Source organism: Paenibacillus sp. ov031 (assembly GCF_900143165.1).
In the GTDB taxonomy this organism is placed as follows: domain Bacteria; phylum Bacillota; class Bacilli; order Paenibacillales; family Paenibacillaceae; genus Paenibacillus; species Paenibacillus marchantiae.
Genome location: NZ_FRDO01000001.1, coordinates 1,564,271 through 1,590,372, shown reverse-complemented (window position 1 = coordinate 1,590,372; position 26,102 = coordinate 1,564,271). Strand labels below are relative to the sequence as shown.

Here is a 26,102-nt window from a genome sequence, read left to right as displayed (position 1 = left end):
CTTTTATGTATAAAATTAAGGCTTACAGCGAATCAGCTCAGATCTCCTCTCTATGCTCGGAGGATGCTGTTGAATAGCCCGAGTCTAATACTTTATTTTATTTGAATACAAGGAAAAAATCCTTTTACAATCATTGTCAGTACGTTATAATACAATCACCAGGTGGATTACCCAACATAAAAAGTGAAATATTGTAATTATTTATTGAAGTCCTTATTACATAATAGATATCGGAGGAGGTGTAGTTATGGTCAAGAAGAAAATTTCCAAAGCCCTCAGCGCAGCTTTAATCGTTTCTATGCTGGCTACTGGCGTAATAGTCGCTCTTCAAGGTCAAACAACGTTTGATGTAGCGAAGTCAGCTGGGGATAAAAAGGTTGAAGTTATTAAATAGTTAATTCATTTACCTCAGCTTGGTTAACTCAGCTGAGGTTTTTTCATTCCCATTATGCATTGAAAAAAATGAAGATCTAGATGGAGTAAGAATAGAAAAATAAATTGTAGGGTGACAAAAACATTACATAAAATGCTCCAAAAAACTGTCGATAATCTAAAAATGAGATCGACGGTTTTTTTGTATGACCGATTTTTAAATGGAATAAAAATAAAGGAAGCATAAAATACGAAGCAAAAGTAGTAAAAACCAACCAGGCTGGGAAGTCCTCGATTGGGAAAAGCGAATGCTATGAGACTATGGAAAAAAGGCAATACAATGAGTAGACATCAACAAGAACTCCATGGGGAAAATAGAGGGAGATGAGCGTATTGTATCTAAAAGCATTTGATCTAGATTTACCTTATATAATTGATGATGAAAATGTTGAATCAATAATGAAAGAAGAAAATTGTGAATATGACGATGCTACAAAAAAGGATTACGAGTTAAATTGGATATCGAAACGGCGTTCATTTAGATTGGAGACGCGCTGTATAACTGCTATGTTTGAACGTTTATTCGGAAAACAAAAAACGAAAGATTGTTGGAAAGTTCTTGTGGATTGCGTTGAAAATATTTCGGATGAGAGGATTATTAATGATTCAGGAGTCTGTGTAGTACAAATCAAATTTAATTTGGATGACTTCAGCGTAAAAAGTGAGACGGAGAAAAAAAGAACGACGCTCCAACTGCTTATGAATGGAATAGAAAAACTGGTTTTGGATAAAAATTGGGATGTTACACCATTTAAAGAGATTGCCCTGAAAATTGAAGAGTTAGGGTATGTAAATGAGTGGGTCTGGAAGAAAGTGATCAAGAGTCCTAAAAAGAACTACAGTGCTAAGGTTATTTGTCAACACAATGTAGAAAGCATGGATATATATCTTTCTATTATGCACCGAGACGGGACACAAATACTGTTAGAAAAAGTAATTTCAGAATTTCCAGATGAATTTGCATATGCTAGACATCTAGGTGAGCTTAAATGGATATCTGATTCTGAAGTTGCTTTAATTGATGAAGATAATGATGGGATGGTTTCAATAAATCTAGAGAAAGCAAAATAAATTATTAAGGAATCTGCAACGCGATGGGGGGCAGGGAGACTGCACTGCTGTCGGGGGACAAGAACATAGTCCCATTGAAGTCGCTATTTTAGCGGCTTTTTTTATGTTATCGGTGCAAGTTCGTGTCCCAAGCCAAGGAGCTAATCCCTTTAACGAATGGTTGTTCATATTCTCGCTTCCTTCCTAATCCTGTTTTCAAAAGTTTTAAGCAACGGGATAACACGTGAGTCAGTGGACTTAAATGAGCAACTCCAAAATACATCCCTTTAATGAAATTTGTTCATATATGAGAAACTGGAGTATGATGTGGGAAGGCAATTCTGATAATCACCATATAAATAATTTTATATTTATTGTTAACCATACAGGTAACGAGTTAGCAAAAACCCAATGTTTTTCTTTTTAGCTATGGTTCAAAAGGGTTGTCCTTTGAAATTTCCTGTAAAATTAATGCCACATAACTTCCTTGAAGGGGGACATCTGTTTTGGATGAGCAGTTTCTAGATTTATTGGCCCAGAAATATGATACGGAAGAAAAAATTATAACAGAGATCATCAATCTTGAAGCGATCTCCAATCTCCCGAAGGGAACCGAGCATTTTGTCAGTGATTTGCATGGGGAGTTCCAGGCTTTTCAGCATGTACTAAGAAACGGTTCGGGTACCGTCAAAGAGAAAATCAAAGAAATATTCCGGGAGGTTTGGACGGATCAAGAAATCAATGATTTTGCGGCGTTGGTTTATTATCCGGAAGAAAAAATACAGCTGGTTATAGGGGAACTGTGCAATAAACAGGCTTTGAACCAGTGGTATAGACAAACGATTGAACAAATGCTTAAGCTTATTTCTTATGCCTCTTCCAAGTATACGCGCTCGAAATTGCGTAAAGCTCTGCCGGAGCAGTATGTATATATTGTAGAAGAGCTTCTATACAAGACGGATTCGACCAACAATAAGGATCCTTATTATGAGGAAATATATCGGCAAATTATATCCTTGGGCCAGGCGGACAAGCTCATTATCGGCCTTGCTTATACAACCCAGCACCTGGTGGTTGACCATCTTCATGTGGTTGGAGATATCTATGACCGGGGGCCGGACCCCGATAAAATTATGGATACGTTAATCAACTACCATTCTGTAGACATTCAGTGGGGGAACCATGATGTCCTCTGGATCGGTGCCTACGCGGGTTCTCTGGTCTGCCTTGCGAATATTATCCGGATCTGCGCCAGATACGACAATCTGGACATTATTGAAGATGTATACGGAATCAATCTACGCCCACTGCTAAACTTGGCGGAGAAATACTATGAAGACAATTCGCCCTTCAGACCGAAGCTACAGGCTGGCCATACCGTATCGGAGCAGGAAATTCTGCAGATCACCAAAATTCACCAAGCCATTGCCATGATCCAGTTTAAACTTGAAATCCCGATTATCAAGAGACGTCCATACTTTAATATGTCTGAAAGACTTTTGCTGGAGCAGATTGATTACGAGAAAAATGAAATTAATATCTGTGGTAAAACGTACCTGCTGGAAAACACCTGTTTCGCAACAGTAAATCGGCAGAATCCTGAACAATTGCTGGAGGAAGAACGCCAGGTGATGGAAAAGCTTCTGTTCTCCGTTCAGCATTCCGAAAAGCTGGCCAGACATATGAATTTTCTCATGAAAAAGGGAAGCCTTTATTTAAAATACAACGGGAATTTGTTAATCCACGGCTGTATTCCTTTGGATGAAGAAGGAAATATGGAAGAAATGCAGATTGAAGACAAGACATATGCAGGCCGTCAATTGCTTGATGTTTTTGAAGATTATTTGCGTTACGCCTATGCGCACCCGGAAGAGACAGAAGATCTGGCGACGGATATGGTATGGTACATCTGGACAGGGGAATGTTCCTCGCTCTTTGGAAAGAGAGAAATGACCACTTTTGAACGGTATTTTATCCAAGATAAAGAAGCACATAAGGAGAGAAAGAATCCTTACTACCATTTACGTGAAAATGAAGAGACCTGTCGAAAAATCTTGCTGGAGTTTGATTTGAATCCGGACCATGGACATGTCATTAACGGCCACACGCCAGTCAAAGAAATTCGTGGAGAGAACCCTGTTAAAGCAAACGGAAAAATGATCGTGATTGACGGCGGTTTTTCCAAAGCCTATCAATCCACAACGGGCATTGCCGGATACACCTTGTTGTACAATTCCTTTGGCATGCAGCTCGTCGCCCATAAGAAATTTAATTCAAAAGAAGATGTGTTATGTAACGGAATAGACGTGTTATCTGTAAAAAGATTAGTGGACAAAGAACTGGAGCGGAAGCTGGTGAGGGAAACCAATGTCGGGGAGAAGCTTCTGCAGAGAATCTCAAATTTGAAGGATCTACTAGAATATCGCTACATGAAATGAAACGATTGCTAAAAGTACACACCCGGATCAACCGTTTGAGTGCAATTTGACGTAGACGCTCGTATTGGGCAGGGAAGTAATAATACCCTGCCTGTGCGAGCCTTTCTTTTTTTACAGAGCGATTTAACACGAGGCAGGGGATATTGAAAGGCGTAATAAAGGTGCCTATGGAAGAAATCGATGCGTTTTTTTAAGTGGAATAGATTTTGTGAATACCCTCAATTCGTTTGGTTAACTCGCTTCTTACATGTTCAGGATCGATACATTCGCATTTGTCCCCAAAGCTAAGTAAATGAGTATATCCATGGTCATTTGGAATGAAGGGGAACTTTGCTATCCACTTAGCACCTTCATATAAGCGAATGTTGTTCTCTCCACAGTACTCGCTCATATAAGGAATAAGTGATTGGTCAAAAAGCAGAGTTAAATGAATGATTTCTTTCTCCGTAATATCTAAAACCTCGTCTTCGATTTGTCTTTTCCTAAATGTATCATGGTGAGTAACAAGAGAAGAAATACGGGAAACCTTAAACATTCGGAATCCCCCTTTATCTGTACAAAATCCTTGCATATACCACACTGAATTCTTCAATACTAATCGGCAAGGCTCAATGGTGAGTTCCAAAGGAGTCATACCTTCAAAAGGATCTAGATATTCAAATGTAATTAAGCGGTCCTCTTCAATTGCGGTTCGAATTTGCCCCAATTCAGGTGGTTTGACATGAGTACTTCCGAACCAAGGTGAAGGATCTATTGCTATTAGTTTATCTACCAGTCGATTTTCATCTTCCGAGATCAAAGATTTCACTTTAGCAATGGCATTCAATACTTCGTCGCTAGAAACAGTCGAATGGATACTGTTTAATCCAAGTATTAAAACTAGTATCTCCGCTTGAGTAAAGATCTTCTTCTCAAATTTGTAACGTTCCATAATACTGAAGCCCCCATTCACACCAGGGGAAGAGGTGATTGGAATTCCGGCTTTGGTAATAGTTTCGATATCTCGAAAGATAGTACGAGGAGTGACCTCAAACATTTTCGCTAATTCAGAGGAACTCACTTTTTTACGTTCTAACAAAAGTAACACTATCGATAGAATCCTTTCAATTTTCATGGAGATCCCCCAAAATTTTTAATCTAATTATGACATAAAGATGTCATAGTTTCACCTGTAATATATAGAAAGTATGAAGCAGTTAACAAAAGAAATGGAGAAAATGTATCTATGAAATCAATCGCTGTATTCTGTGGTTCCAAAGAAGGAAAGTCTGCAATTTACAAAGAAGCTGCAATAGAACTGGGTCATGAACTAGCCAGACGAGAAATCATTCTGATTTACGGAGGAGCTATTACTGGGCTCATGGGAGAAGTTGCTGATGCAGTGTTGGAAAAAGGGGGCCGTGTAATTGGAGTGCTTCCTCATTTTTTACAGACTCGTGAGATTGCGCATAAAGGTTTGACTGAACTTATTATGGTCGATTCTATGCATGAACGTAAAGCCAAAATGGCTGAATTAGCAGATGGATTTATTTCACTCCCGGGGGGGCCAGGGACGTTGGAAGAATATTTTGAGATATTTACTTGGGGCCAGCTTGGCCTGCATCAAAAGCCTTGTGGTTTATTGAATGTTAATCAGTACTTCGATCCCATTGTATCCATGTTTAATGTTATGGACCGAGAACGTTTCATGCAACCGAACGTTCGGGATATGGTCTTAATAGATCAAACTCCGGAAGGGATACTTAATCAATTTTCAATGTATACTGCTCCTCCTGTCAGAACGTATCTCACGGAAAAACGTACTTGATTAAATGACGCTATGTGTGTGAGGGATCGAGGGTTTCAACTGGTGAGAAAATCCACAATCTGCTCCATGCAAAGTCTTTTCTATAAACAACGGCGGTTGTTTGTATGGTATGTCCCGACCCCCTGAAAAATTGCACAAAAATCGGCCTTTCCTACGAAAGCATTAAGAAAATCATTTATTCTAAAAAATAGATTCACTTGTAAGTCACTTCGAGCTTTCCGATGTGGCTTTTTGTGTAGAGTTTGATTCTGAATCAAATTCAGTATATTTCCTATCAGCACCTTTTGTTACCATAAAAGTAAAGGGGTGAGGTTAATATGGATAAAAAGATTAAACGACTATACACACAAGATATATTGAGACAGTCCGCGCAATGTTTTGGAATACGTGAAGACTCCATTTTCGAATTAAATGGGTTTCAAAATTTCGTTTATTCCGGGGTAATTGGAGATCGAGAAGTTATTTTAAGAATTGCCCATGTCACACATCGAAATGAATTATTAACAAGAGCGGAACTAGATTTTATCATGTTCCTGGCTGATCGCGGAATGAAAGTAGCGAGGCCCATTCAGTCTTTATCGGGGGATCTTATTCATATCATTGACGATTCCTTTGTTGTGACAGCTTTTGAGAAAGCACCCGGCAGAAATGCAGTAATAGCCGAGGAGAGCAATACGTTTTATGAGAATATCGGTCAAATGGTCGGGAAAATACATAAGTTTTCACTTCATTATTCGTCCCAACATTCACGCTTTGAATGGAATGATAATGCCCTATTAGCCTCATTCAAGAAGTACTGTCCGTTAGAATTACACGATAACTTTGATCGTTTAATTACTGAAGTTAGCGCTCTACCCAAGGAAAAAGATACGTACGGTCTTATTCATGGGGATATCAGCCCTGGAAATTATCTTAATGATGGGGACAAAGCTATTATTATTGACTATGACGATGCGGAATATAGCTGGTTTGTTTCTGATATTGCTACACCATTACTTTATGAAATTCCTATTCCGTGGGTTGTGTCTGGAGATGTAAGGAGGGAGATTGCAAAGCGTTACTATTGCAACTTTTTAAACGGCTATTGTAAGGAAAATACTGTGAGTCAAAGTTGGTTAAACAAAATCCCATTATTTATTAATTTAAGGCAAGCTAGAGTATTAGCCGCGTTCTATAGAAGCAGAGATTTTAACGCTCCTGATTGGAGCGAATGGGATGAGCAAGCCCGACGCTTCTACTATGAAAATTTGTTAAATAACACTCCCTATATTGATATGGACTTTTTGTGTTAACGTGTACGATACTTTAAAAAAGCTAGAAAAGGAAGGGCCATCCCACAAAGGATGGCCTTTAAACTTGCCGTTACAGACAGCGCGGAGAACCGTAATAAGTGTGATCTAATCAACAGCATAGAACCTAAGAGTTATAGATTCTCAGCAAGAAGAATGTCTCTTATTAACTTTGAATAAACTGGCATGCAGATTTTTTTGATTAAGCAGGCTAGATTTAATTTTTTGATGTTAGCTAACCCAATCTGACCTAGCAATTATATATTACTGTTACTAAGTAACTGGTTCACTATTCATTTTTTCGTCCTTAGCCATTTTACCTGTTCGCCTGAATTGGAGATAATATAATGCAGCTACGGCAACGATAAGAATGGCAAGTGTCAGGAAAATATTGCTATATACAAAAGTTGCACTGTTTTGTGGTATCGGATTTAAGCGAATGGTCGATGTGCCCAGGTCTAGTGTCTTGCCGATAACAGCTGTTGATGTGGCCGTAGCAATAAAAGTGACCATCGAGAATAAGCCCATCCCTACGCCGATATTCTCTTGTGAGAGTGTATGTGAAACCGTGTTTGACATTGCAATTTGCATGAACGATTGACCAAGAACACCAAAAATAAGAAAGATCGCTATAAATACTGGCGACATACCAACGACTGAAGACAAAGAGAGAAAACCGATAATAAGAAGTGCAGCTGCAGTAAACACAAGGAAACGATTTCCCTTATCATCTGCTAATTTACCGCCTTGTCGACCCAAAAGCGCTGCCATTAAAGACGACGGCAGCATAACTATTCCGATGAAAACCGGTGACAAGTGGTTTACAGAAGAAAGTAGCTGAGGTGTAATGAATGGAAAGGCAAAGCCAATCCCGATCATGACGAAAGTAATAATTAGACCGAATGAAAACGGTTTGTTTCGAAATATGGCCGGGTTTATGAATGGGTTTGGAGTATAGCGTATACGTAGTACGAAAAAAATGAAAATAAGAATCCCGCCTAAGGCAAGCCAAACACTTCCGTTTGTTAAAGCCAGTAACAAAATGGCTACAGTACCGGCCAGAAGTATTCCGCCAATATAATCCATTTTTCTGGAAACTCCTTTTTCATCATCTAAATATTTCCGATACATCGGCAAAGTAAGTAATGATAAAAGCGAGATTACAAATAGTACCCGCCAGTTCCATGTACTGCTTACCACGCCGGCAATGATCGGACCAATGGCCAAACCCAATGAAAATCCGATTGCAACGGTACCTAATGCACGACCGCGCCTTTCAGATGTAAAGTAACGAACGGGTACAATCATAGAAATCGCCGGAATGACTGATGCACCAGCTGCCTGTACAATTCGCCCCACAATGACCATCCAATATTCACTAGCCACTAAGCCGATGACAGACCCAATTGCAAAAAGTAGTAGGCCAAACGTCAATAAATTCTTCAAGCTGTATCTGTCTGTCAATTTACCGTAAGTTACCGAGCCAATTGCGTACACAATCATATAGCCTGTGATGATCCAACTCGCTTGCGATGAAGAAATTTGAAATTGTTTACTGATATTAGGGAGTACAATATTAAACATGGTTGCATTCATGACGGATATGATGAGTGTAAAGACAATTAAACCAAGTAATAACTCTCCTTTATTTTTTTGAACGCTATGATTGGTTTGCATTGGAATGCCTCATTTCTATAGGATAAAACTGTATTGATGAAATAACGAACCTGTATTCCTTTGATGATAAAAGTTTCATCTGAATAAACCGACAATGTAATGTTTTAAATACTTCGCTGGCAGAGATGGTCAACGCTAATTTACTGAAAAGTCCTCAATGATGAGGACTTTTCAGTTTTTCTGGATATATTCTAAATTTCACTTTGTTTTTAATCTTGCTCCCACAGCCGCAAATGACGGTATGCTTCAAAATTATAATTGGCTGCTGGCAATTGGGGCATACATGATGATGTGGGTGATCGTTCAGCTTCACCACTTCCTCCGTACTTGACTCCGCATTGCATGGAGTACTTATTTTTCAAACCCTGTTGTGTGCAAAAAAAAATCGTAAACACGCATAAGATACTCGGAATTTTTCATATCATTCTTTCCTATGCTTCAACATCTTGGTTTACTTGATTTCCCCTGTTGCCATGAGAACTGCTCTCCCCAGCGTATGACTCAGCATGGTGAATCCAAGGAGAGCTGGCGTGGAATTAGGGGCGACACTAATATTTTCGACGTCCAGCGCATGAACGACAAAATAATATCGATGCGGACCGTGTCCCGCTGGAGGCGCTGCACCGATAAAGCGTTCAAGTCTCAAATCATTCGGTAGTTGCAAGGAGCCTTGCGGCAAACCGCTGGAATACTCGTCACCTGCGCCTGTAGGTAGCTCGGTTACGCTGGCAGGGATGTTGATAACGGCCCAGTGCCACAACCCCGATCCAGTTGGTGCGTCTGGATCATATGCAGTTACGACAAAACTCTTTGTCCCGTCGGGTGCACCCGACCACTTCAAATGGGGCGAGAGATCTTTACTTCCCTCAAGTGTTGACATCTCCGAATAATGCTGGGTCGGTAGAGGATGTCCCTCCATAATGTCATTACTCTCCAATTGAAAGATTGCTACTTCTGGCAATTTGGAAAATGGATTGTTGTTCATTGTAAATTACCTCCTTTTATTTTCATTTTCGATAATACATTAAATAATCGATTCTGTAAATAATAATCGTTTTTATAATTCACTATCGTATTTAATGTTTGTTTTTTATTGATAACGGTGTAAACTATCTACATACAATTACGTAGAATTATAATGTGTATGAAGGAAGGTGCTGCTTCATGGCCAAAAGGAATGGTTCGTCCACCTTAAGCGAGAATGTCAGGAAGAAACTACAATCCGATATTTTGACTGGACAATATGAACCGGGTTCTCCATTAAAAGTTGCGGAATTAGCTAAAGGTTTCGAAGTCTCAGTTGCTGTTGTTCGCGAAGCGTTGACGCGATTGGCGACTCAGGGTCTGGTACAGCAAAATCCTAACCACGGATTTTCAGTAAAGACGGCGTCGGAAGAAGAACTGAACAACATCATACAAGCGAGGTTAATCAATGAATCCGAAGCTTTACGCCTATCCATCGCCCATGGTGATCTCACATGGGAATCCAATGTAATTGCCGTGCATCACAAGCTATCGCAAACGGCTGAGTACAAGGAAGTGAATGAAAAGCTTGTTGTCCGCGAAGAATGGTCCGAGATTCATCGTCAATTTCATTACGAGCTTATTGCCGCATGTCCGAATCCAGTTCTCTTGGATATCTGCAGTAACCTTTGGGATTTGAGCGAATTTTATCGACATTGTTCCCCCCCGCAACAGCAAGTCCGCGATGGGCTCGCTGAACATAAGGCATTAGCAGATGCAGTTCTTAGCCGCGATGGTGAACGTGCTACACAGATCTTTAGAGCACACATCCAACTAACCGCAGAGGTCTTATTCGACAACCAATAAGTTGTTTATAAGATTCAAAAGTTTAAATCAAAACTTATCGGTACCTGGGGAATTGGATAGAGACGGAGATACTTAATATTCGCATTAGCGATTTCTTGGTTAATCTAACTATTTTCTATGGAGGTGAGGCTATTGAAAACAATCGGGGTAGGGTTCTTATATGCATGGCTCTATGCAAAGCCAGTAAAGGATATGGCAATGCTTTGCATAGAGCTTAGGGACAATCACATTGCCAACGACAAATCGTAATTTCTACTAACTGGCTTTGCACCTTATTGATTTATTAAATAAGGAGTGAGGCTCATGAAATATTCAAATGCCGAGTTTGTTTTTCCCGAAGAACTGCTACGTATCATTCAAGAATACGTTCAAGGCGAATTGATTTATATCCCCAAACCCAAAGAGGCACACCTAAAATGGGGCGAGAAAACACAAAGCAAAAGTAGGGTCTCTGCTCGAAACGCTGAGATCAAATCCTTGTTTCGCAATGGAGTCAGCATAGAGGATTTGGCGGCTCAGTATTTCTTGTCCTACGAAAGCATAAAGAAAATTGTTTATAGTAAGAACTAATGAAACCCGCTAAATGGTCGTATCGACGGTTTAGCGGGTTTTGTGCAAAGTTGGATTAAATCAACTTATACATAGAAACCGCACCTCTACATCGATAGACTCAAGTTAAGGTTGTTTAGGATGAAGAACGGCCTGCTTATACGAAGGGGTGTAACGAATGAACGAAATCATGAAGAAGAAGCTGCTGGACAAAAATGAACTGCTAATTAACATGGTTATCGAACGCGCAAAAAAAGATTTTCTAGACGATATCGCCATTATTGGGCTTACGGGTTCATTTAGCACCGGGGACTTTCACGAGAAGAGCGATCTTGATTTGATTATTATCAACAATACAGAAAGGGGATGGGAAATATCCGATTGCTTCATCTTGGATGACGTTGGATATGACATCTATTGCACGCCATGGGATTCAAGAATACAAGAGCAATCCACACTAGAGAGTCCCAACGTATCAAGCCTAACCGAGCTCAAAATACTCTACTATGCAAAGCCTGAGGATTTGGAGAAATTGAATGACTTCAGGCAAAAAGCTCTTGATGCACTTGCAAGCCCGATAGGAGAAGCGTGTCTTAATCGAGCAAAAAAATGGATTGATCTGGCTAAGCAAGCATACAGCGATACGATGCTGAGTGAAGATATCGGTTCAGTGCGACATGCATCTGCCGACGTTCTTTACAATCTAGTCAATGCCTTGGTCAGTATGAATAACACGTGTATCAAACGAGGAATCAAGCGATATTTGGAAGAGATATGCTCGTTTCGCTATGTTCCTGATGATCTCGAATCCTTATACATGTCAGTCATCGAAGCTCATACCATTGAAGATATCCGAATAGCATCATTTTATATGTTGAATAGCGTTACAAGGTTACATAGTACGATGTGCGATAACTTCATTGTTAAACCTGCTCCTAACTTTGATAATCTGTGGGGAACATACGAAGAATTGTGGTGCAACTACTACAATAAAATCTTGAACAGTGTTACAACGAATGATGCTTCCTACGTCTTTCTTTCGGCCTTTGGAGCACAAGGGTATCTTGATGAAATGGCTGTGGAGAAGGGGATCAAGAAATTTGATCTTATGCAGTACTTTGATGCAAGTGATTTACCAGTAATGAAAGAGAAGTTCCTTGAAGTGATGGATGAATATCTAGACGAGTATGATAAGGTGGGCAGAGAAGTCAAACGCTTTACAACCTTCGAGCAACTATATAACTATTATTTAAATCATTGACCTACCTTATAAAGGGCCGTGAAGAATTAGTTTCTTTACGGTCTTTTTCATTTTGAGTTTATCTAGATGGATAACGAATCTGATGTTGAAGGTTTGTAATAAAATTCATAAAAAGTATAATAAGAGTATTACATATAAGGAGCGTGAATAGTATGCGAAAAAATACTATGACTATACAAAAGGAGAATAATATGAAAATAAAAAGGATGATAACGTTTGAAAAATATAAATATAGGGATTCTTGCGCATGTAGACGCAGGAAAGACGAGTTTAACTGAAAGATTACTTTTTGAAACGGGTATCATATCTGAAATCGGCAGTGTTGATAAAGGAAATACGCAAACAGATTCTATGGAAATGGAACGACAACGAGGAATTACCATTCAATCTGCTGTCGTTTCCTTTACGGTTAATAATGTGAAAGTGAATTTGATTGATACACCCGGTCACCCCGAGTTCATCTCTGAAGTTGAGAGGGCTTTACGAGTATTAGATGGAGTCATCCTTGTCATTTCATCTGTCGAAGGTATTCAAACTCAGACACGAGTTTTGATGAAGACACTTGCTAAATTGAAAATCCCTACAATCTTTTTTATCAATAAAATAGATCGTATGGGTGCAAGGTACGAATCGTTACTAACTGAGATCCATGATAAATTGACACCCCATGCTTTAGCAATGGGCTTTGTTAATAATATCGGTACATCAGCCGCGCATATGGAATTGTTCACGGAAAACAATCAGAAATTTATGGAGGGCCTAACAAATCGTTTAGCTGATAATAATGAACGCTTTCTCGAACGATATCTTTACAGCGCTAAAGACTTAGCCCCCGTTGACTTTGAATTGGAGTTTCTAGAACAGTTCAAGCAAGCACAGCTTTATCCGGTGCTATTTGGTTCGGCAATTACTGGTGAGGGCATTCCCCATTTGATTACAGCCATACAGAATTGCCATTCTTCCGTTCATCATGAAAATACTCCTTTTACAAGAGGGAGAATTTTTAAAATTGAACGTGGAAAAAACGACGAAAAGATCGCTTACGTACGAGTTTTCTCTGGTGAAATCAAGATACGTGAGAGTCTTTCCTATTATCGGATGAATCAAACAGGAGAAATTATTAAATTTACCAACAAGGTCAAGGGGTTGAAACACTTCTTTTCTGGAAAAACAACAGATGGAACAATTGCTGCAAGTGGAGATATCGTAAAGATTATGGGGTTAACAGACTGTCAGGTTGGCGATGATATCGGTGTTCCTTCCAATGAAACGACTGAAACTCTGTTCTCGCCGCCTAGTTTAGTAACAACGATCAAAGCCTCTGACGAAAACGAGACCATTCATTTATTCAGAGCATTGAAAAAATTAGCCGAACAGGATCCATTTATTCATATCAAACAGAATTCTCTTCAAAGGGAGCTATCTATTCATCTTTATGGTGAAATTCAAAAAGAAGTGATTCGGGATCAACTGAAAAAAGACGCTCAAATCGATATCGAATTTCTTGTGACACAGCCTATTTATATTGAAAAGCCTATCTTTACAGGGGAGGCAGTTGAGAGAATGGGAGACAAGGGAAACCCATTTTATAGTACTATAGGCTTTCGTATTGATCCGAATCCTCGTTCAACCGGTATTGAATATCATCTAGAAGTAGAGCTTGGCTCCCTACCTTTATCGTTTCATAAGGCAATTGAAGAAACCGTCTATGAGACGCTTAAGCAAGGACTATATGGTTGGGAAGTTCGCGATCTAATCGTGACACTTACGGATACCGCCTATGCAAGTGCAGTTAGTACAGCTAGTGATTTTCGAAAATTAACGCCTCTTGTGCTAATGAGAGCACTAGCTGAAGCAACTACTCAAATTTATGAACCCATTCATCGGTTCGAATTAGAGGTTCCTGCTAATTATCTAAGTAGGATTTTATTTAAACTAACTCAAGCCTCTTCAACCTATCAGGATCCGATTCAGAATGACCAGGTATTTATGATATATGGCATGATCCCGATTAAGAATATTCAGTCATTCAAGAACCAACTTCCGGGTTGGACCCAAGGTGAAGGTGTATTGCTATCCGAATTTTATGGCTATCAGTCCTTCGATGGTGAAGTGCCATCATGTACAAGATACGATCATAATCCATTAAATCGGAAGGAATATCTCTTACATGTCTTGAATTCGGTGTAAGCTGATAAAGCGAGTAAAAAGCAGCGTACAAGTGGTGTACTCTGCTTTTTCTTTGATTCATTTATAAAAGAACTAGCCAGTAGAGTACCTTCTACAAACGTTTAACAGTGTTATTAGCAGAGGCGGAAATTGTTATGATAGAAATCTGGAGGCGAATGAGATGCTGGAATTAGAGTTTACTACTATAGAGGAGTGGGATGAAGCATTGTGGGCGCGGATGGAGCGAATCTATCACGAGGCTTTTCAAAGCGGTGCTAAGACAAAAGCGATTCTGCGCAGTATGCTTGACCGGGGGATTGGTTATTTACACACGGGCGTGCATCATGGAGAAGTGGTTGCGATGGCTGTTACTGGACTGGAGGGGAAGGCTGCGGACCGCATACTGATCATCGATTACCTCGCGGTTGATCAGAAGCTGCGCGGGTTGGGCATAGGGACCTGGATGCTAGAGCAGCTCAGAGCCTGGGCGTTAAGGGAACACGAGATCAAAGGTATGATTATCGAGGCGGAGTCCGGGACAACGGAGGCTCATCAGGAACGCATTCAGTTCTGGCAACGCAACGGGTTCATCCTGACCTCCTATGTCCATCAATATAGAATGGTGCCAGAGCCGTATCAGGCAATGATGTTTCCGCTGGATAAAAGCACGCATGTGCCTGATGATGGTGAAGCACTATTCCGTTATATCAATGCTTTTCACAAGGTTGCTTACCGGAAGAGTTAGACTGCATTCAAGGGACCTGCAGGAAATTTCCGTAGAGATTAGGATGGAAGATGATCAGTTATTGACTGTATGGTCAATAACTGATATATTAATCCCATGAGCAGACCAAGAGAATTTGATGTCGATCGTGTATTACACCAGTCTATGGAAGTGTTCTGGAATCAAGGCTTCAAAGCAACTTCTTATGAGGACCTTACGCGTACCACAGGAGTCAAAAAGCAAAGTTTGTACTGTGTTTTTAAAGACAAGCGATCGTTGTTCCTGAAGGCACTGGCACTTTACCGTGAACAGGTTATAGCGAAACTGAAGGAGATTGAAGCCCTGGATTCGTCTCCCGGTGATAAACTGGATGCCTTACGATATTCCCTTTTAGACGATAAAACTAACTGCCAAGGGTGTCTAATTGTGAATGCATCACTCGAATTCGGAACAGATGACGAGCAGGTCACACGCGAAGCTGAACTCATGGTAGAAGAGATTCAACTGGTATTAGAGAAGATCATAAGTAGTGGCCAGAAACAACAGTTAATTTCCAACCGGTATACGAGTATAGAGCTTGCATCTTATCTAAATAACACCATCCTGGGTGTGAGAGTTATGGAGAAATCAGGTTCATCCCGTGAACAGATCGAGATGGTTCTGCGTACTTCATTTGGCATGATCATGTCTTGATCTTTTTTTTGTGAAATTCTTGACTGCGAAGTCAAAAAAAATTAAGGCGGATTAATACACCACGAAACCTTGAAGGAGGTGGGGCTTTTCGATAAAAATCGTGTATTGATTCATTTGGAAGTAACGTCTAGCTGTTAACCAGGCTGGTTGCTGTTTAACATCTCCTAGGTCAACTATATAAAACTAAATATGTGGAGGTTATTATGAATTTTTCTCAATCCGTAGAAGCATTGTTCCAACCTATAGAGTTAGGTCACTTGAAGTTATCCAATCGGATCGTGATGGCGCCGATGACGCGTCAGTTTTCTCCGGACGGTATCCCGGGTTCGAATGTTGCGGGCTATTACCGCCGCAGAGCAGAGAACGCAGTGGGGCTTATTGTGACGGAAGGGACGATAATTAATCACCCGGATGCATCCAATCAAGCCAATGTGCCGCATTTTTATGGGGAAGCTGCAATGAATGGGTGGGCACATGTTGTATCTGAAGTACATGAAGCTGGCGGTCGAATTATTCCACAGATCTGGCATATGGGAGCCAAGGGTCATGTTAATGATTATTCGGAAGCTGAGATTGCTACAATCGTTCAGGAATTCGCAAAAGCAGCCTCAGAAGCGAAACGCGTTGGGTTCGATGGTGTTGAAATCCATGGAGCACACGGCTATCTGATCGACCAATTCCTGTATGAGAAAACCAACTCTCGTACGGATCGTTACGGTGGAGATATGATGGCTCGCACACGTTTTGCAGTTGAAGTGATTGAGGCTTGCCGTGAAGTAGTTGGACCGGACTTCCCGATTGTACTGCGTTTATCTCAGTGGAAGACAGATGATTATCAGGCTAAATTGGCTGAAACACCGGCATTACTGGAGCAGCTTCTCGCACCGTTGGTTCAAGCTGGAGTCGATATCTTCCACTGTTCCACACGACGTTTCTGGGAGCCGGAGTTCGAAGGTTCTGATCTGAATTTTGCTGGATGGACCAAAAAACTGACTGGAAAACCGACAATCACCGTTGGTTCGATTGGTCTTGATGGTGACTTTACAAGTCTGTTCACAGAAGGTAAAGGTGCAAGTAACGTCGGTATCGATGGATTGGTACAACGACTTCAGAATGATGAGTTTGATTTGGTTGCTGTAGGGCGTGCTCTTCTGGTCGACCCTGAATGGGCTAAGAAAATTCAAGAAGGACGTACCGATGATCTGCTTCCATTTACAAGAGAGGCGATGACCGTACTTACTTAATTGCAATTATATTCATTAGGAATATGTATGTTATAAAGAAAAGCAGTGACAGACCAACGAAGCGGATGGACTGATCACATAACGTGAGACAAATAAAACACCTTCAAGAGAATGAAACCTTGTCGTAAGATAGGGAGATCATCTTGGAGGTGTTTTTTAATGAAAACCTCAGAGTGAGTTATCCGGTGGAATTAAAGATGAAAGCCATAGAAATGAATTGGCAAACAGAGATGTTGCGGGACAAAAACATTGTTCCATACAAAGTCGCTATTATAGCGGCTTTTTTGTTTTAAGAAATCAAGTTCTTGTCCCAAGCTGAGGACAAGAACAATGTATCATTTCGGATTAGGTTATTATCTAAATAGAACTCGATGGAGATCATGTGACTAGATAAAAGCATACGATTATCAGACTTCGCTTGAATAACGATTTTTTCATTTAAGGAACTAGGTTTTTTCGACCAAAGCCAAAGAACTAGTTCATTGTTGAAAAGGTTAAGAACATGGTATTAATGTTAATAAGATTCTTCATCTGTTTCATTAAGCTAACGGGTAGGTTAGTTGAATAAAAGGAAGTTTCTAGGGTGTTCTTGATCTTGCTTAAATTTTTTGTGATATTTTAGTTTAGTAGAAAATTTACTTTGCGATAGAAAATCAATTGCTTAAGTCTTTCATCATTAAATCAGATGATAACTCGAAGGTTGTTGATATGCTTGTCCGTATAGAAAGGGGACTGTGTTTGATATTTGATATAAAGTCACCATTTTATTTATCTGAATAAGTTCCTGTCTCGAAACGAGGATGGGAACTTATTCAGATTAACGATTGAAGGTACCTAAATCAAAACCTCCCAAGTTTACTACTCCTGGATATGGAAAAATCATTAGTGCTTGGACGGTCGTAACGCAAGTCTATAAAAATCTGCCCAACCATAAGCGTTTGTTTGCATTCCTATTAAACGATTGTCATAGTAAGTAAACTGATCTAGATGGTACAAAAAGGATATAGCCAATTTATCTTTAAGCCATTGTTCTGTTTCCTGAGTCATTCGGATCCGTTTGTTTGCTTCAAGCTCATTTTCGATCTTGCGCAATCTTATGATGAGATGTTCATAAATCTCCGGGGATAGATGCCTACGTATGACGTGACGATCGTCAAACATAAGACGTAAGAAAGAAATTACCGAATTATCATCAACAACAGCGTTAGCTAATACAAGATCCGCGGCATCGATAATCTCCGGACGAATAAAATCTTCATAATCTCGAACCTCCACGTTAATCTTTATTCCATATTCAGCGCATTGTTCGCTAAACCAGCGAGCATTTCGCTCCAAGGAATCACCCAGTATATGATAAGTCAGAATTGATAGTGGTTGCTCTGGATGAAAGGGAGGTGCATTAAGAGGATCTGGTTCAGTATTAAAATAGCTGGGGCCATCATTCATATATTCACGCTTTAACATTTGTTCGGTTATTATGCTCCAATTGGGAAAAAAACTGTACGCAGGGGAATAGGTATGATTATTGAGACCAACATTCATGCGGTGTGGGTTGGCCGCACGACAAAGCCAATGTCGAAAATCGTTAGATTCCAAAGGTCCCGGCTTGTTCAGTTGAAATGTCATATATGTGCATCCCGTTTCTACTTGTTTAATATCAGGCGGATGATTGTTCCGTGTGTGAAGTTGAAAAGGGTGAATATAAGGGAGGGTTTCTCCTGCTATTTCCTTTAGCGGCAATGGACGATAACGTGTCTCTGCTATGATCCACAGTTCAATCCGGTCGAGTTGAGCTCGTCCCGAGAAATAAGAAGGAAAGGCCTCGAGAACAATTTGGGAGTTATCATTCTCAATCACTCGGAACGGTCCACTTCCAATAGGTAGACGTGCAAAATCCCTAGGCAAACGTTCTGCGGAAGAAAGGGGGAGGATCGAAGCCCGCGGAGAAGCGAGCAGTTGTAATAAAAGATGATAAGGTCGTTTAAGACTAATCTCAACACAGTAAGGGCCCTGTGCCCGGATTTTATCCAATGGAAGCTCAGTCCATTCCGTTCGTCCAAAATCTGTAGACGTTAAACGTTTAATTGTATAGACAATATCCTTAGCATGCAGTTCAGTATTATCGTGAAAAAGTACCCCTTTACGTATGTAAAAAGTCCATATACATCCAGTTTCGTCAGTCTCCCAGTAATAAGCCAAATGAGGGAGGACTCCGCTGTTGTCATCCTCGGTAAGAAGCGTATCAAAGAGTTGGCGAGCCATATGCCACTCCGTGCGCCGAAGTGTGAAAATCGGATCTAAATCAGGCATACTACGGTAAAAGGGTAGACGCAGCGTATCAAGTTGATAATTCTCATTCTTATCTACTCGGTAACCATACTGTCCTTCCAGCCATTGTACAAAACGACCACGTATTGCATCGTCTACGTCATGCTCTTCAAGAAATCTTATTCCATCATGAAATCTTCCTTTATTCGTTGCTTCCTGGGCAAGTGCAAGTGCTACCTCGGCTTCCGAAGTTAATATAGTCAACGTTGAGCGATTACCTCGTCCGCGACCTGGGGACCATGCGATCCACCCAGCCGCACACAAACGACGGATGATCCACTTTACATTTCGTGGTGTACAGTTCCACAATGTGCCGAGCTCCTCTAATGTAGTCTTCTGTGAAATTTGAGCTTCGAGCTTGCCAAATAAGTTCTTGAGATTGAAGAAATGTTCCGATAACTGCAAAAGATTCACCTCCACAATAAAAAGGGGAAGTTTTCAATTGAAAATTATACTCTTTTTATTTCCCTTTTTTTAACTACAATCATAACATACGAACTATAAGTGTAGCTAAATAGGAGGAGAACGTTATGGAAATTGTCTTAGCCACTTGGAACACGAGGAAAATAAAATGGCTTAAGGAAGGACTAATGGAATTACCGATCCAAACCAGGGCGTTATTTTCAGGTGAAGTGGACGAAGTTGACGAGAATGGATTAACTTTTGAAGAAAACGCGCTTTTGAAGGCCAATGCAGTGCAGCTAACATCGAATAGGATAGTAGTTGCGGAAGACTCAGGGTTATGTGTAAGTGTTTTGGATGGAGAGCCTGGTGTTCGTACTGCCCGGTGGGCTCCAGGTACAGATGATGATCGTAGTTTAAAATTGCTTAAAAAATTAAAACATGTATATAACCCTCCACTTCGTAACGCACGATTTATGAGTGTAATTGTAATCCGTTTCCCGGATGGTAGTAGTTCAGTTACATATGGAAAGTTAGAAGGAAGAATTGCGTTCAGTCCACGTGGTGAGCTAGCGAGTGGTTATTCTCGCATTTTTGAGTTGTCTAGCGGTTTAACCATTGCTGAAAAAGGATCACCCACTATTGAAATTAATGATCATCATCGGCAGGCTTTAGCAAAGGCAACGGAGTGTATCAAAGAATGGCTCATTGCTCACGAAGCAAGAGGTGTCTCTATTGACTAAGGAAGACTCAAGTCGTGTAGGTACAGTCAAAGATCGTTATTTTCTCGCCATTGGTGCAGCCGTATTGGTCACTTTGCTCTGGTCGACTTCTTATATCTTAAATAAGTTTGCGTTTCAGCATAATATTGGACCTTTTACATTAGCTGGATTACGATACACTGTTTCTGCAATTACATTGCTGCTAATTCGGTTGATTCTGGTGAATCGAACTATGATCATGCCAAAACCGGATACTCAAAAGGGAAATGCACGTATCAAATTACGACCCTATTATTTGGTTATTCTTGGAGTAACCGGATATCTAATGGCACAGGGACTACAGTACGCTGGCCAAATGTTTATAACACCAACACAAACGAGTATGATACTCTCCGTTGGTAATACTGCAGCTTTACTTATACTCGACGTTTTTTGGCTTAGAGAGTTACGTGGTCGCTCATCATTTATAGGTATAATGGCTGCACTTGCTGGAATTGTTGTTTTCTATTTCCCTTGGGATTTTGGGAAAAGCCATTTTAGTGGAATTGTATTAATACTTGCTTCTTGTGCTGGATATGCTATCCATTTGGCCTTTACGAGGCACTTACTAAAAAACGGCAGAGCAAAGCCGGGAGATCTTGTTCTCATTCCTATGTCGATTGGTGCCTTTGGTATGTTAATAATAGGACTATTATTTGAAGGGTTACCGAGCTTCTCTTGGCCACTTATCGGTATTCTACTTTGGCTGGGGATCATAAATGGTTCATTTGCATTCTCCTTATGGACTTGGAGTCAAAAGCACTTAAGAGCCTATGAAAATAGTCTGATCAACAATTTGATGCTATTGGAGGTCACTGTATTAGATGTTCTCTTCTTACATCGTAATTTATCATTTGTTGAGGTGCTGGGATTACTGATGGCAGGGTTGGCTATAGTATTTGTGCAAATATACTCGCATTTAAAACGGCTTACTCAGTAACTGATAGTACTAACTCAACTATTAAAAGTGTTTCAATTAATAAGACATAACACAACCTAAGATCAACACCGTTCAATAAACTAGGTTTGTTAGCACCTGAAACAACGGGAAAACGTTAGCTTAATAAAACCAAGAAAGCAGCTGACCAATGTGATCGGCTGCTTTTTATTCAACTAACGGATAGAATAGTTGAATTGTGGTGGCCCCACATCGGCACGCAAAAATCTAGGCTGCCCGCAGCGAGGTGTTCGTGGGGTTGCCTAGTTTTGTTGTGGTCATAAGCTGTAATCGATGTCTTCGTAAGCGCCTGTGAGGGCGTTTATGTATACGTGAGAAACGCCTTCGATTCCAGTGACAGAAAATGCGTATACAAGCTTGCTGTTGTGGATCTCCAGCTTTGGCTTACCCGAGACGTTTACTTTTGGTCCGAGCTTCTCAAAGGCTTGCTTCGCTGTCAGTTTCGGGTGAAGTGGAAAGGTTTTATTGTAATTGTAAAAATAATTATACGCATCAAAGCTCTTTAACGCACCAGTACGGCGATCAAACTCCCATAAAACTTGCATCTGCGGAATGGAAACTTGCTCCCGAACCGGAATATAAGTGATATGAATTGAGGTGTTTTTTATTTCTTTTGCTACTATTGTCAGACGTTCGTCAGACCAACGCGCCATCCAGGTGTCTGCTACCGAGATAGCCTGCTTTAAGTCCATCGATTGCTCCACAGCTTCTTCTTCGGAGGTCGAGCCGTCGCGTGTCACTTGGAGCACGTGTCCGCTTTTACTCAGTGTTGCAATATAGGTGCTGGTTGGTTTTCCAGCGGTGTCTGATAACTTGAAATCCATGACTTCTCCTAATTGGGGGCTGCTCCCGCCTGAGACCATGTTGACGATTTGCTTACCTGCTCCTGTATTCCAAGCTTCGCCCATGAAGATTTTCGCTTTGGCCGCAAGCTCCGTAGCCTTATAAGTGGTTTCACCGGCGAAAACGGTTCCTGGCTTCGGAGGTGCGTAAGGATTCTGATTGTACAGGAACTCGTTAAAGGCTTTATTGCCGTACGTGGACACCGAGTCGAGTTGAGACAAGGCCTCTTCCATTTCGGTCGAGATCCGTTCTATATCCGATAAAGAGGTGCCGTCACCTTTCTCTCTCATCAGATCAAGATACGGTAGGGCGGTCCTCGCGAACTTTCTCAGACGATGAATTTGTTCTAATTGATTCTGGTTGAGCGAAATTTTCTTCTCGCTGGCGGGATAGGCCAAGTAGCGACTGCCGTTCGTGATAAACGATTCATACGCTGGCCAAGATTGAATGTTCGTTGTAGCGGATGCACTCCTTATTAATTGCAATATAAGATTGGCATTTTCAATCGCAGATTGAAGTGCTGCTTGCCGATCTGCAAACGTAGGTGCCGCAAGGGACTCCGCAAGCGCATAGTCGAAATTGCCCAAGTAGATCGATTGCATATGCGACCAGTATTGCGTATTGCGCTGTTGTTGCTGCTCCCATTGTCGATTATCCTGATGCTCCGTATAACTGAAATACGTGCCCGCTAGTGTCGTCGCGCAAAGCAGACCAATGATGGATTTAGTGAGAACGTTCATGTCTATTAAAACTCCCATCTTTGTCTTGATAATGCTTATCCACTTTAACAAAGAAAAGAACACAGTTTAATAAGTAAATATTACCAATGAAAATCGCTAGCCAGTTCTCTGATCAAGTTGTCAGTTACCAAATGAAAACCAATTGAGCAGATGAAGGATCAGTCTTCTTCCGATGTTGCATTCAAATACAACTTTGATGAGCGCAGTTCATCCAGCAGCATTGAGTATTAACTTTTAAATAAAAAGAACCGTTCTTTAATAAATGCAAATGTCCTTATCAACATGAAAATGCTAAATAAGAAATTCAATCGATGATCCTTAAACCGAGAAGTGGGGATTTACACGGCAATCAGTACAAGAAGTAAAATAAAAAGACCGCTCATCCGATACTCGGGTGAGCGGTCTTTAAGGGTTATTGTCGCGGCGCACAAACATTATTCCTTTCAAAGTCGCTATTATAGCAGTTTTTTTGTTTTAAGGAATCAAGTTCTTGTCCCAAGGTGAGGACAAGAACATTGTGTCATTTCGGTTTAGTTAATTATATAAATAGTATCATGATGTAGATCATCTGGCGAGATAAAAGCACAGGAGTGCGGTTTCGATCTCTTGAATGGATGCTTTATAGTCCATTAAATTCCCCTGCCTGTCTGAATCATTGTCTCTATTACTTCGACAAGTAGCCACGAAATCCTTCCCTAAAGAAACAACGTTAGATCATCTATATTGAATGCGAATTACATAATGATTTTAGAATAAAAAATTTCAAGTTTTAAAGTTGATGTATCATATAATTGTTGTATCTATGATTATAATATTAACAATGCTACACATAGTATTAATGCAGGGAATTGAAGCAAGAGAGTGTTCTGGATAATTCGTTTCCGTTACTTGAGAACGGCTCAAATGCGAACCAGAAGTGATTTGCTTCCAATTGAACGGTTTTACTATGTAGGAAGCTGAATTCTGGCGAGGAGATATTCAACGAAAGTATGTGAAAATTTAATTTTATTAGAACTTTTGTTAATGGAAAAATCATTGACTTAAGACCGGATGGGAGAAGGGAAGGATGTTTGCATGAACAGCAAGGAAACCAACGGTGCTTCGTACGAAAGTGTGACAGATCAGCAGCTTCAAGATCAGTTGAAATATTATAAAGAACGAGCTCCAGAGTATGATGACTGGTGGTACCGTCGAGGCACATTTAATCAAGGAGACGAAGCTAACCAAATCTGGTTCGATGAGATCAGTACGATTAAGAATGCTTTTAAAGCTGAACATTTTCATGGTGACTTTCTTGAACTTGCGGCGGGGACTGGCACTTGGAGTAGTCTGTTCTTAAAAGAAGCCCTTATATTGACCCTTGTAGACGGTTCCGAAGAAATGCTTTCGCATAATCCGGTAGTATCTGAACCCAATGTAAGAACGATCATTGCAGATCTTTTCAGTTGGTCTCCGGATCAGTTATACGATTCAGTTGCTTTTACTTTTTGGATATCTCATTTACCCAGAGAGAGACTGGCGAGCTTCTTCACCATGGTATCACGCTGTTTGAAGCCCGGAGGGAAAATGTTCTTTATTGATGATCGAGAAGTAGCAGGAACCCGTGAGTCTCATGTAGTGGGGACATCTGGGCAAACGATGGTTCGGAAGCTTAATAATGGTGATCATGCTACTATAGTGAAGAATTTCTTTGGCGATAAAGAGATTGAGCAAATTGCTGCTAGTGCGGGAATTGAATTGCATGTCCATTGCACCCCTAAGTACTTTCAGTATGGGATAGGGTCCAAAACTGTCTAGAGCAGTACAATATAGATAACACTAAATGTTCGGTTGAAATAAAGAATTGGACTGATCAATTAAAAGAAGCAGCGGCGGACCAAGACTTGATAAATAAAGTCTTAGACTGCCGCTGTTGTCGTTTTGACTAACGTTCTCCGTTAGCGCGGAATGAGGAATAGTCTGGCAACTTTCCACGTAATTGGAGCTGTATACATAAAGGGTAAGTGTCGAAGGACAAGAATATATTCCCATTAAAGTCGCTATTATAGCGGCTTTTTTGTTTTATCGGTACAAGTTATTGTCCTTGACTTGGGACAAGAACTTAGTCCTATTGCTGATTAGGGTTATATCTAATCATTATTTTGCCTGTCAATTCATTAAACTAACGGGCAGGATTGTTCAATAACTTCGCGAATACTTTAAAATGGATAATTCATGAAGTTCAGTATTAGCTGAAAGATACGCAAAAATAAAATGATGAAAGGTGGATTCTATTGAAGCCAGGGATTATAGTTCTTCTTAATGGTACTTCAAGTTCTGGAAAGACAAGCATATCTAATGAATTATTAACTCAAAGTGATATCCCATTTCAACATTTATCATTTGATAATTTTATTAATGGACTATTTCATAGTTATAAAGATTTCATTAATAGCACATATCCGAGTATGGAAGCAAATGGTGCAGAGGATGGACAAGTAGTAAATCAAATTCTTGCAGATCCGTTGATTTCATTATACTACTCGACAATAAAACTATTTTCTGCGATGGGAAACAACGTAGTTGTAGATTCTGTTATAGGTAATGACAAATGGTTCAATACTTGTATTGAATTATTATCAGATCACTCAGTCATATTCGTAGAAGTTAAATGTTCAAAGGAAGAACTTGCTAGAAGAGAACAACTTAGAGGAGACAGGGAGATTGGTTTAGCAAATTCACAATACGATAACGTGTATTGCTTTAATGAATATGATCTTGAATTTAATACTGAAATAATGAGATCGAGTGAGTGTGCCAATGAGATATTAAATTTTATAAGATCTAATAAAGAATACACTGCTTTTAAGAAGTTGATTAAGGGGGAAAGTGTAAGTAAGTAGTTCAAAGAAGGCGTATCCATCAGCT

At 40.3% G+C, this 26,102-nt stretch carries 21 protein-coding genes; 16 read left to right on the top strand and 5 right to left on the bottom strand.

Features of this window, described 5'->3' with window-relative positions:
- The first annotated feature begins 247 nt into the window (after positions 1 to 247).
- The 3 genes from BUA17_RS31120 (at position 248) to BUA17_RS06795 (ending at position 3,920) form a co-directional block, all read left to right on the top strand.
- Positions 248 to 394, top strand: coding sequence for a hypothetical protein (locus BUA17_RS31120; protein ID WP_162842462.1), 147 nt, complete (start codon positions 248 to 250; stop codon positions 392 to 394).
- Positions 395 to 765: 371 nt separating this feature from the next.
- Positions 766 to 1,503, top strand: coding sequence for a hypothetical protein (locus tag BUA17_RS06800; protein WP_072733018.1), 738 nt, complete (start codon positions 766 to 768; stop codon positions 1,501 to 1,503).
- 485 nt (positions 1,504 to 1,988) lie between these two features.
- Complete coding sequence (locus tag BUA17_RS06795; RefSeq protein WP_072733017.1) at positions 1,989 to 3,920, top strand: fructose-1,6-bisphosphatase; 1,932 nt, start codon at positions 1,989 to 1,991, stop codon at positions 3,918 to 3,920.
- A 190-nt stretch (positions 3,921 to 4,110) separates the two neighbouring features.
- Here the strand turns inward: BUA17_RS06795 and BUA17_RS06790 are convergent, their stop codons facing one another.
- Positions 4,111 to 5,034 (bottom strand): helix-turn-helix transcriptional regulator, encoded by a 924-nt coding sequence (locus BUA17_RS06790; RefSeq protein ID WP_072733015.1) that lies wholly within the window; start codon positions 5,032 to 5,034, stop codon positions 4,111 to 4,113.
- Between the two features lie 111 nt (positions 5,035 to 5,145).
- On the opposite strand from BUA17_RS06790, the gene BUA17_RS06785 reads away from it, so the two are divergent.
- Both BUA17_RS06785 and BUA17_RS06780 read left to right on the top strand, forming a co-directional pair.
- Positions 5,146 to 5,727, top strand: coding sequence for an LOG family protein (locus BUA17_RS06785; protein WP_072733013.1), 582 nt, complete (start codon positions 5,146 to 5,148; stop codon positions 5,725 to 5,727).
- A gap of 317 nt (positions 5,728 to 6,044) precedes the next feature.
- Positions 6,045 to 7,019 carry a phosphotransferase enzyme family protein gene (locus tag BUA17_RS06780; protein WP_072733012.1) on the top strand — a complete coding sequence of 325 codons (975 nt, stop codon included), beginning with the start codon at positions 6,045 to 6,047 and terminating at the stop codon, positions 7,017 to 7,019.
- 270 nt (positions 7,020 to 7,289) lie between these two features.
- On the opposite strand, the gene BUA17_RS06775 is transcribed toward BUA17_RS06780, so the two are convergent.
- Complete coding sequence (locus tag BUA17_RS06775; RefSeq protein ID WP_072733011.1) at positions 7,290 to 8,693, bottom strand: MFS transporter; 1,404 nt, start codon at positions 8,691 to 8,693, stop codon at positions 7,290 to 7,292.
- A gap of 451 nt (positions 8,694 to 9,144) precedes the next feature.
- Positions 9,145 to 9,678, bottom strand: coding sequence for a YbhB/YbcL family Raf kinase inhibitor-like protein (locus BUA17_RS06770; protein ID WP_063567472.1), 534 nt, complete (start codon positions 9,676 to 9,678; stop codon positions 9,145 to 9,147).
- Positions 9,679 to 9,857: 179 nt separating this feature from the next.
- Here BUA17_RS06770 and BUA17_RS06765 point away from each other — a divergent pair, with 179 nt between their 5' ends.
- From BUA17_RS06765 to BUA17_RS06735, 7 genes are all read left to right on the top strand, one after another.
- Positions 9,858 to 10,523 (top strand): GntR family transcriptional regulator, encoded by a 666-nt coding sequence (locus tag BUA17_RS06765; RefSeq protein ID WP_063567471.1) that lies wholly within the window; start codon positions 9,858 to 9,860, stop codon positions 10,521 to 10,523.
- Between the two features lie 303 nt (positions 10,524 to 10,826).
- A complete protein-coding gene (locus BUA17_RS06760; RefSeq protein ID WP_064637866.1) occupies positions 10,827 to 11,093 on the top strand; it encodes a CD3324 family protein in 267 nt (88 codons plus the stop codon).
- A gap of 157 nt (positions 11,094 to 11,250) precedes the next feature.
- Complete coding sequence (locus tag BUA17_RS06755) at positions 11,251 to 12,333, top strand: nucleotidyltransferase domain-containing protein (protein ID WP_072733010.1); 1,083 nt, start codon at positions 11,251 to 11,253, stop codon at positions 12,331 to 12,333.
- 216 nt (positions 12,334 to 12,549) lie between these two features.
- The gene (locus BUA17_RS06750; RefSeq protein WP_072733009.1) at positions 12,550 to 14,523 is read left to right on the top strand and encodes an elongation factor G; all 1,974 of its coding nucleotides are present in this window, start codon (positions 12,550 to 12,552) and stop codon (positions 14,521 to 14,523) included.
- 160 nt (positions 14,524 to 14,683) lie between these two features.
- Positions 14,684 to 15,247: a GNAT family N-acetyltransferase gene (locus tag BUA17_RS06745; protein WP_072733008.1), complete on the top strand. Its 564-nt coding sequence runs from the start codon at positions 14,684 to 14,686 to the stop codon at positions 15,245 to 15,247.
- A 96-nt stretch (positions 15,248 to 15,343) separates the two neighbouring features.
- Positions 15,344 to 15,919: a TetR/AcrR family transcriptional regulator gene (locus BUA17_RS06740; RefSeq protein WP_063567466.1), complete on the top strand. Its 576-nt coding sequence runs from the start codon at positions 15,344 to 15,346 to the stop codon at positions 15,917 to 15,919.
- Positions 15,920 to 16,122: 203 nt separating this feature from the next.
- Entirely contained in the window at positions 16,123 to 17,163 is a 1,041-nt protein-coding gene (locus BUA17_RS06735) for an NADH:flavin oxidoreductase (protein WP_170867796.1), read from the top strand.
- Positions 17,164 to 18,045: 882 nt separating this feature from the next.
- Here the strand turns inward: BUA17_RS06735 and BUA17_RS06730 are convergent.
- A complete protein-coding gene (locus BUA17_RS06730; RefSeq protein ID WP_072733006.1) occupies positions 18,046 to 19,896 on the bottom strand; it encodes an ABC transporter substrate-binding protein in 1,851 nt (616 codons plus the stop codon).
- Between the two features lie 125 nt (positions 19,897 to 20,021).
- Between BUA17_RS06730 and BUA17_RS06725 the strand changes: the two genes are divergently transcribed.
- Both BUA17_RS06725 and BUA17_RS06720 read left to right on the top strand, forming a co-directional pair.
- Entirely contained in the window at positions 20,022 to 20,636 is a 615-nt protein-coding gene (locus BUA17_RS06725) for a non-canonical purine NTP pyrophosphatase (RefSeq protein WP_072733005.1), read from the top strand.
- Positions 20,629 to 21,594, top strand: a complete 966-nt coding sequence (locus BUA17_RS06720) for a DMT family transporter (protein ID WP_244552084.1) — start codon at positions 20,629 to 20,631, stop codon at positions 21,592 to 21,594. Before BUA17_RS06725 ends, BUA17_RS06720 begins: the two co-directional genes overlap by 8 nt.
- Positions 21,595 to 21,869: 275 nt before the next feature.
- Here BUA17_RS06720 and BUA17_RS06715 read toward each other — a convergent pair whose 3' ends face one another.
- Positions 21,870 to 23,195 (bottom strand): hypothetical protein, encoded by a 1,326-nt coding sequence (locus tag BUA17_RS06715; RefSeq protein ID WP_072733004.1) that lies wholly within the window; start codon positions 23,193 to 23,195, stop codon positions 21,870 to 21,872.
- Between the two features lie 1,074 nt (positions 23,196 to 24,269).
- On the opposite strand from BUA17_RS06715, the gene BUA17_RS06710 reads away from it, so the two are divergent.
- Both BUA17_RS06710 and BUA17_RS06705 read left to right on the top strand, forming a co-directional pair.
- Positions 24,270 to 24,992, top strand: a complete 723-nt coding sequence (locus BUA17_RS06710; protein ID WP_161490639.1) for a class I SAM-dependent methyltransferase — start codon at positions 24,270 to 24,272, stop codon at positions 24,990 to 24,992.
- 476 nt (positions 24,993 to 25,468) lie between these two features.
- On the top strand, positions 25,469 to 26,077 hold the full coding sequence (locus tag BUA17_RS06705) for a chloramphenicol phosphotransferase CPT family protein (protein WP_072733003.1): 609 nt from the start codon (positions 25,469 to 25,471) through the stop codon (positions 26,075 to 26,077).
- The last annotated feature ends 25 nt before the right edge of the window (positions 26,078 to 26,102 follow it).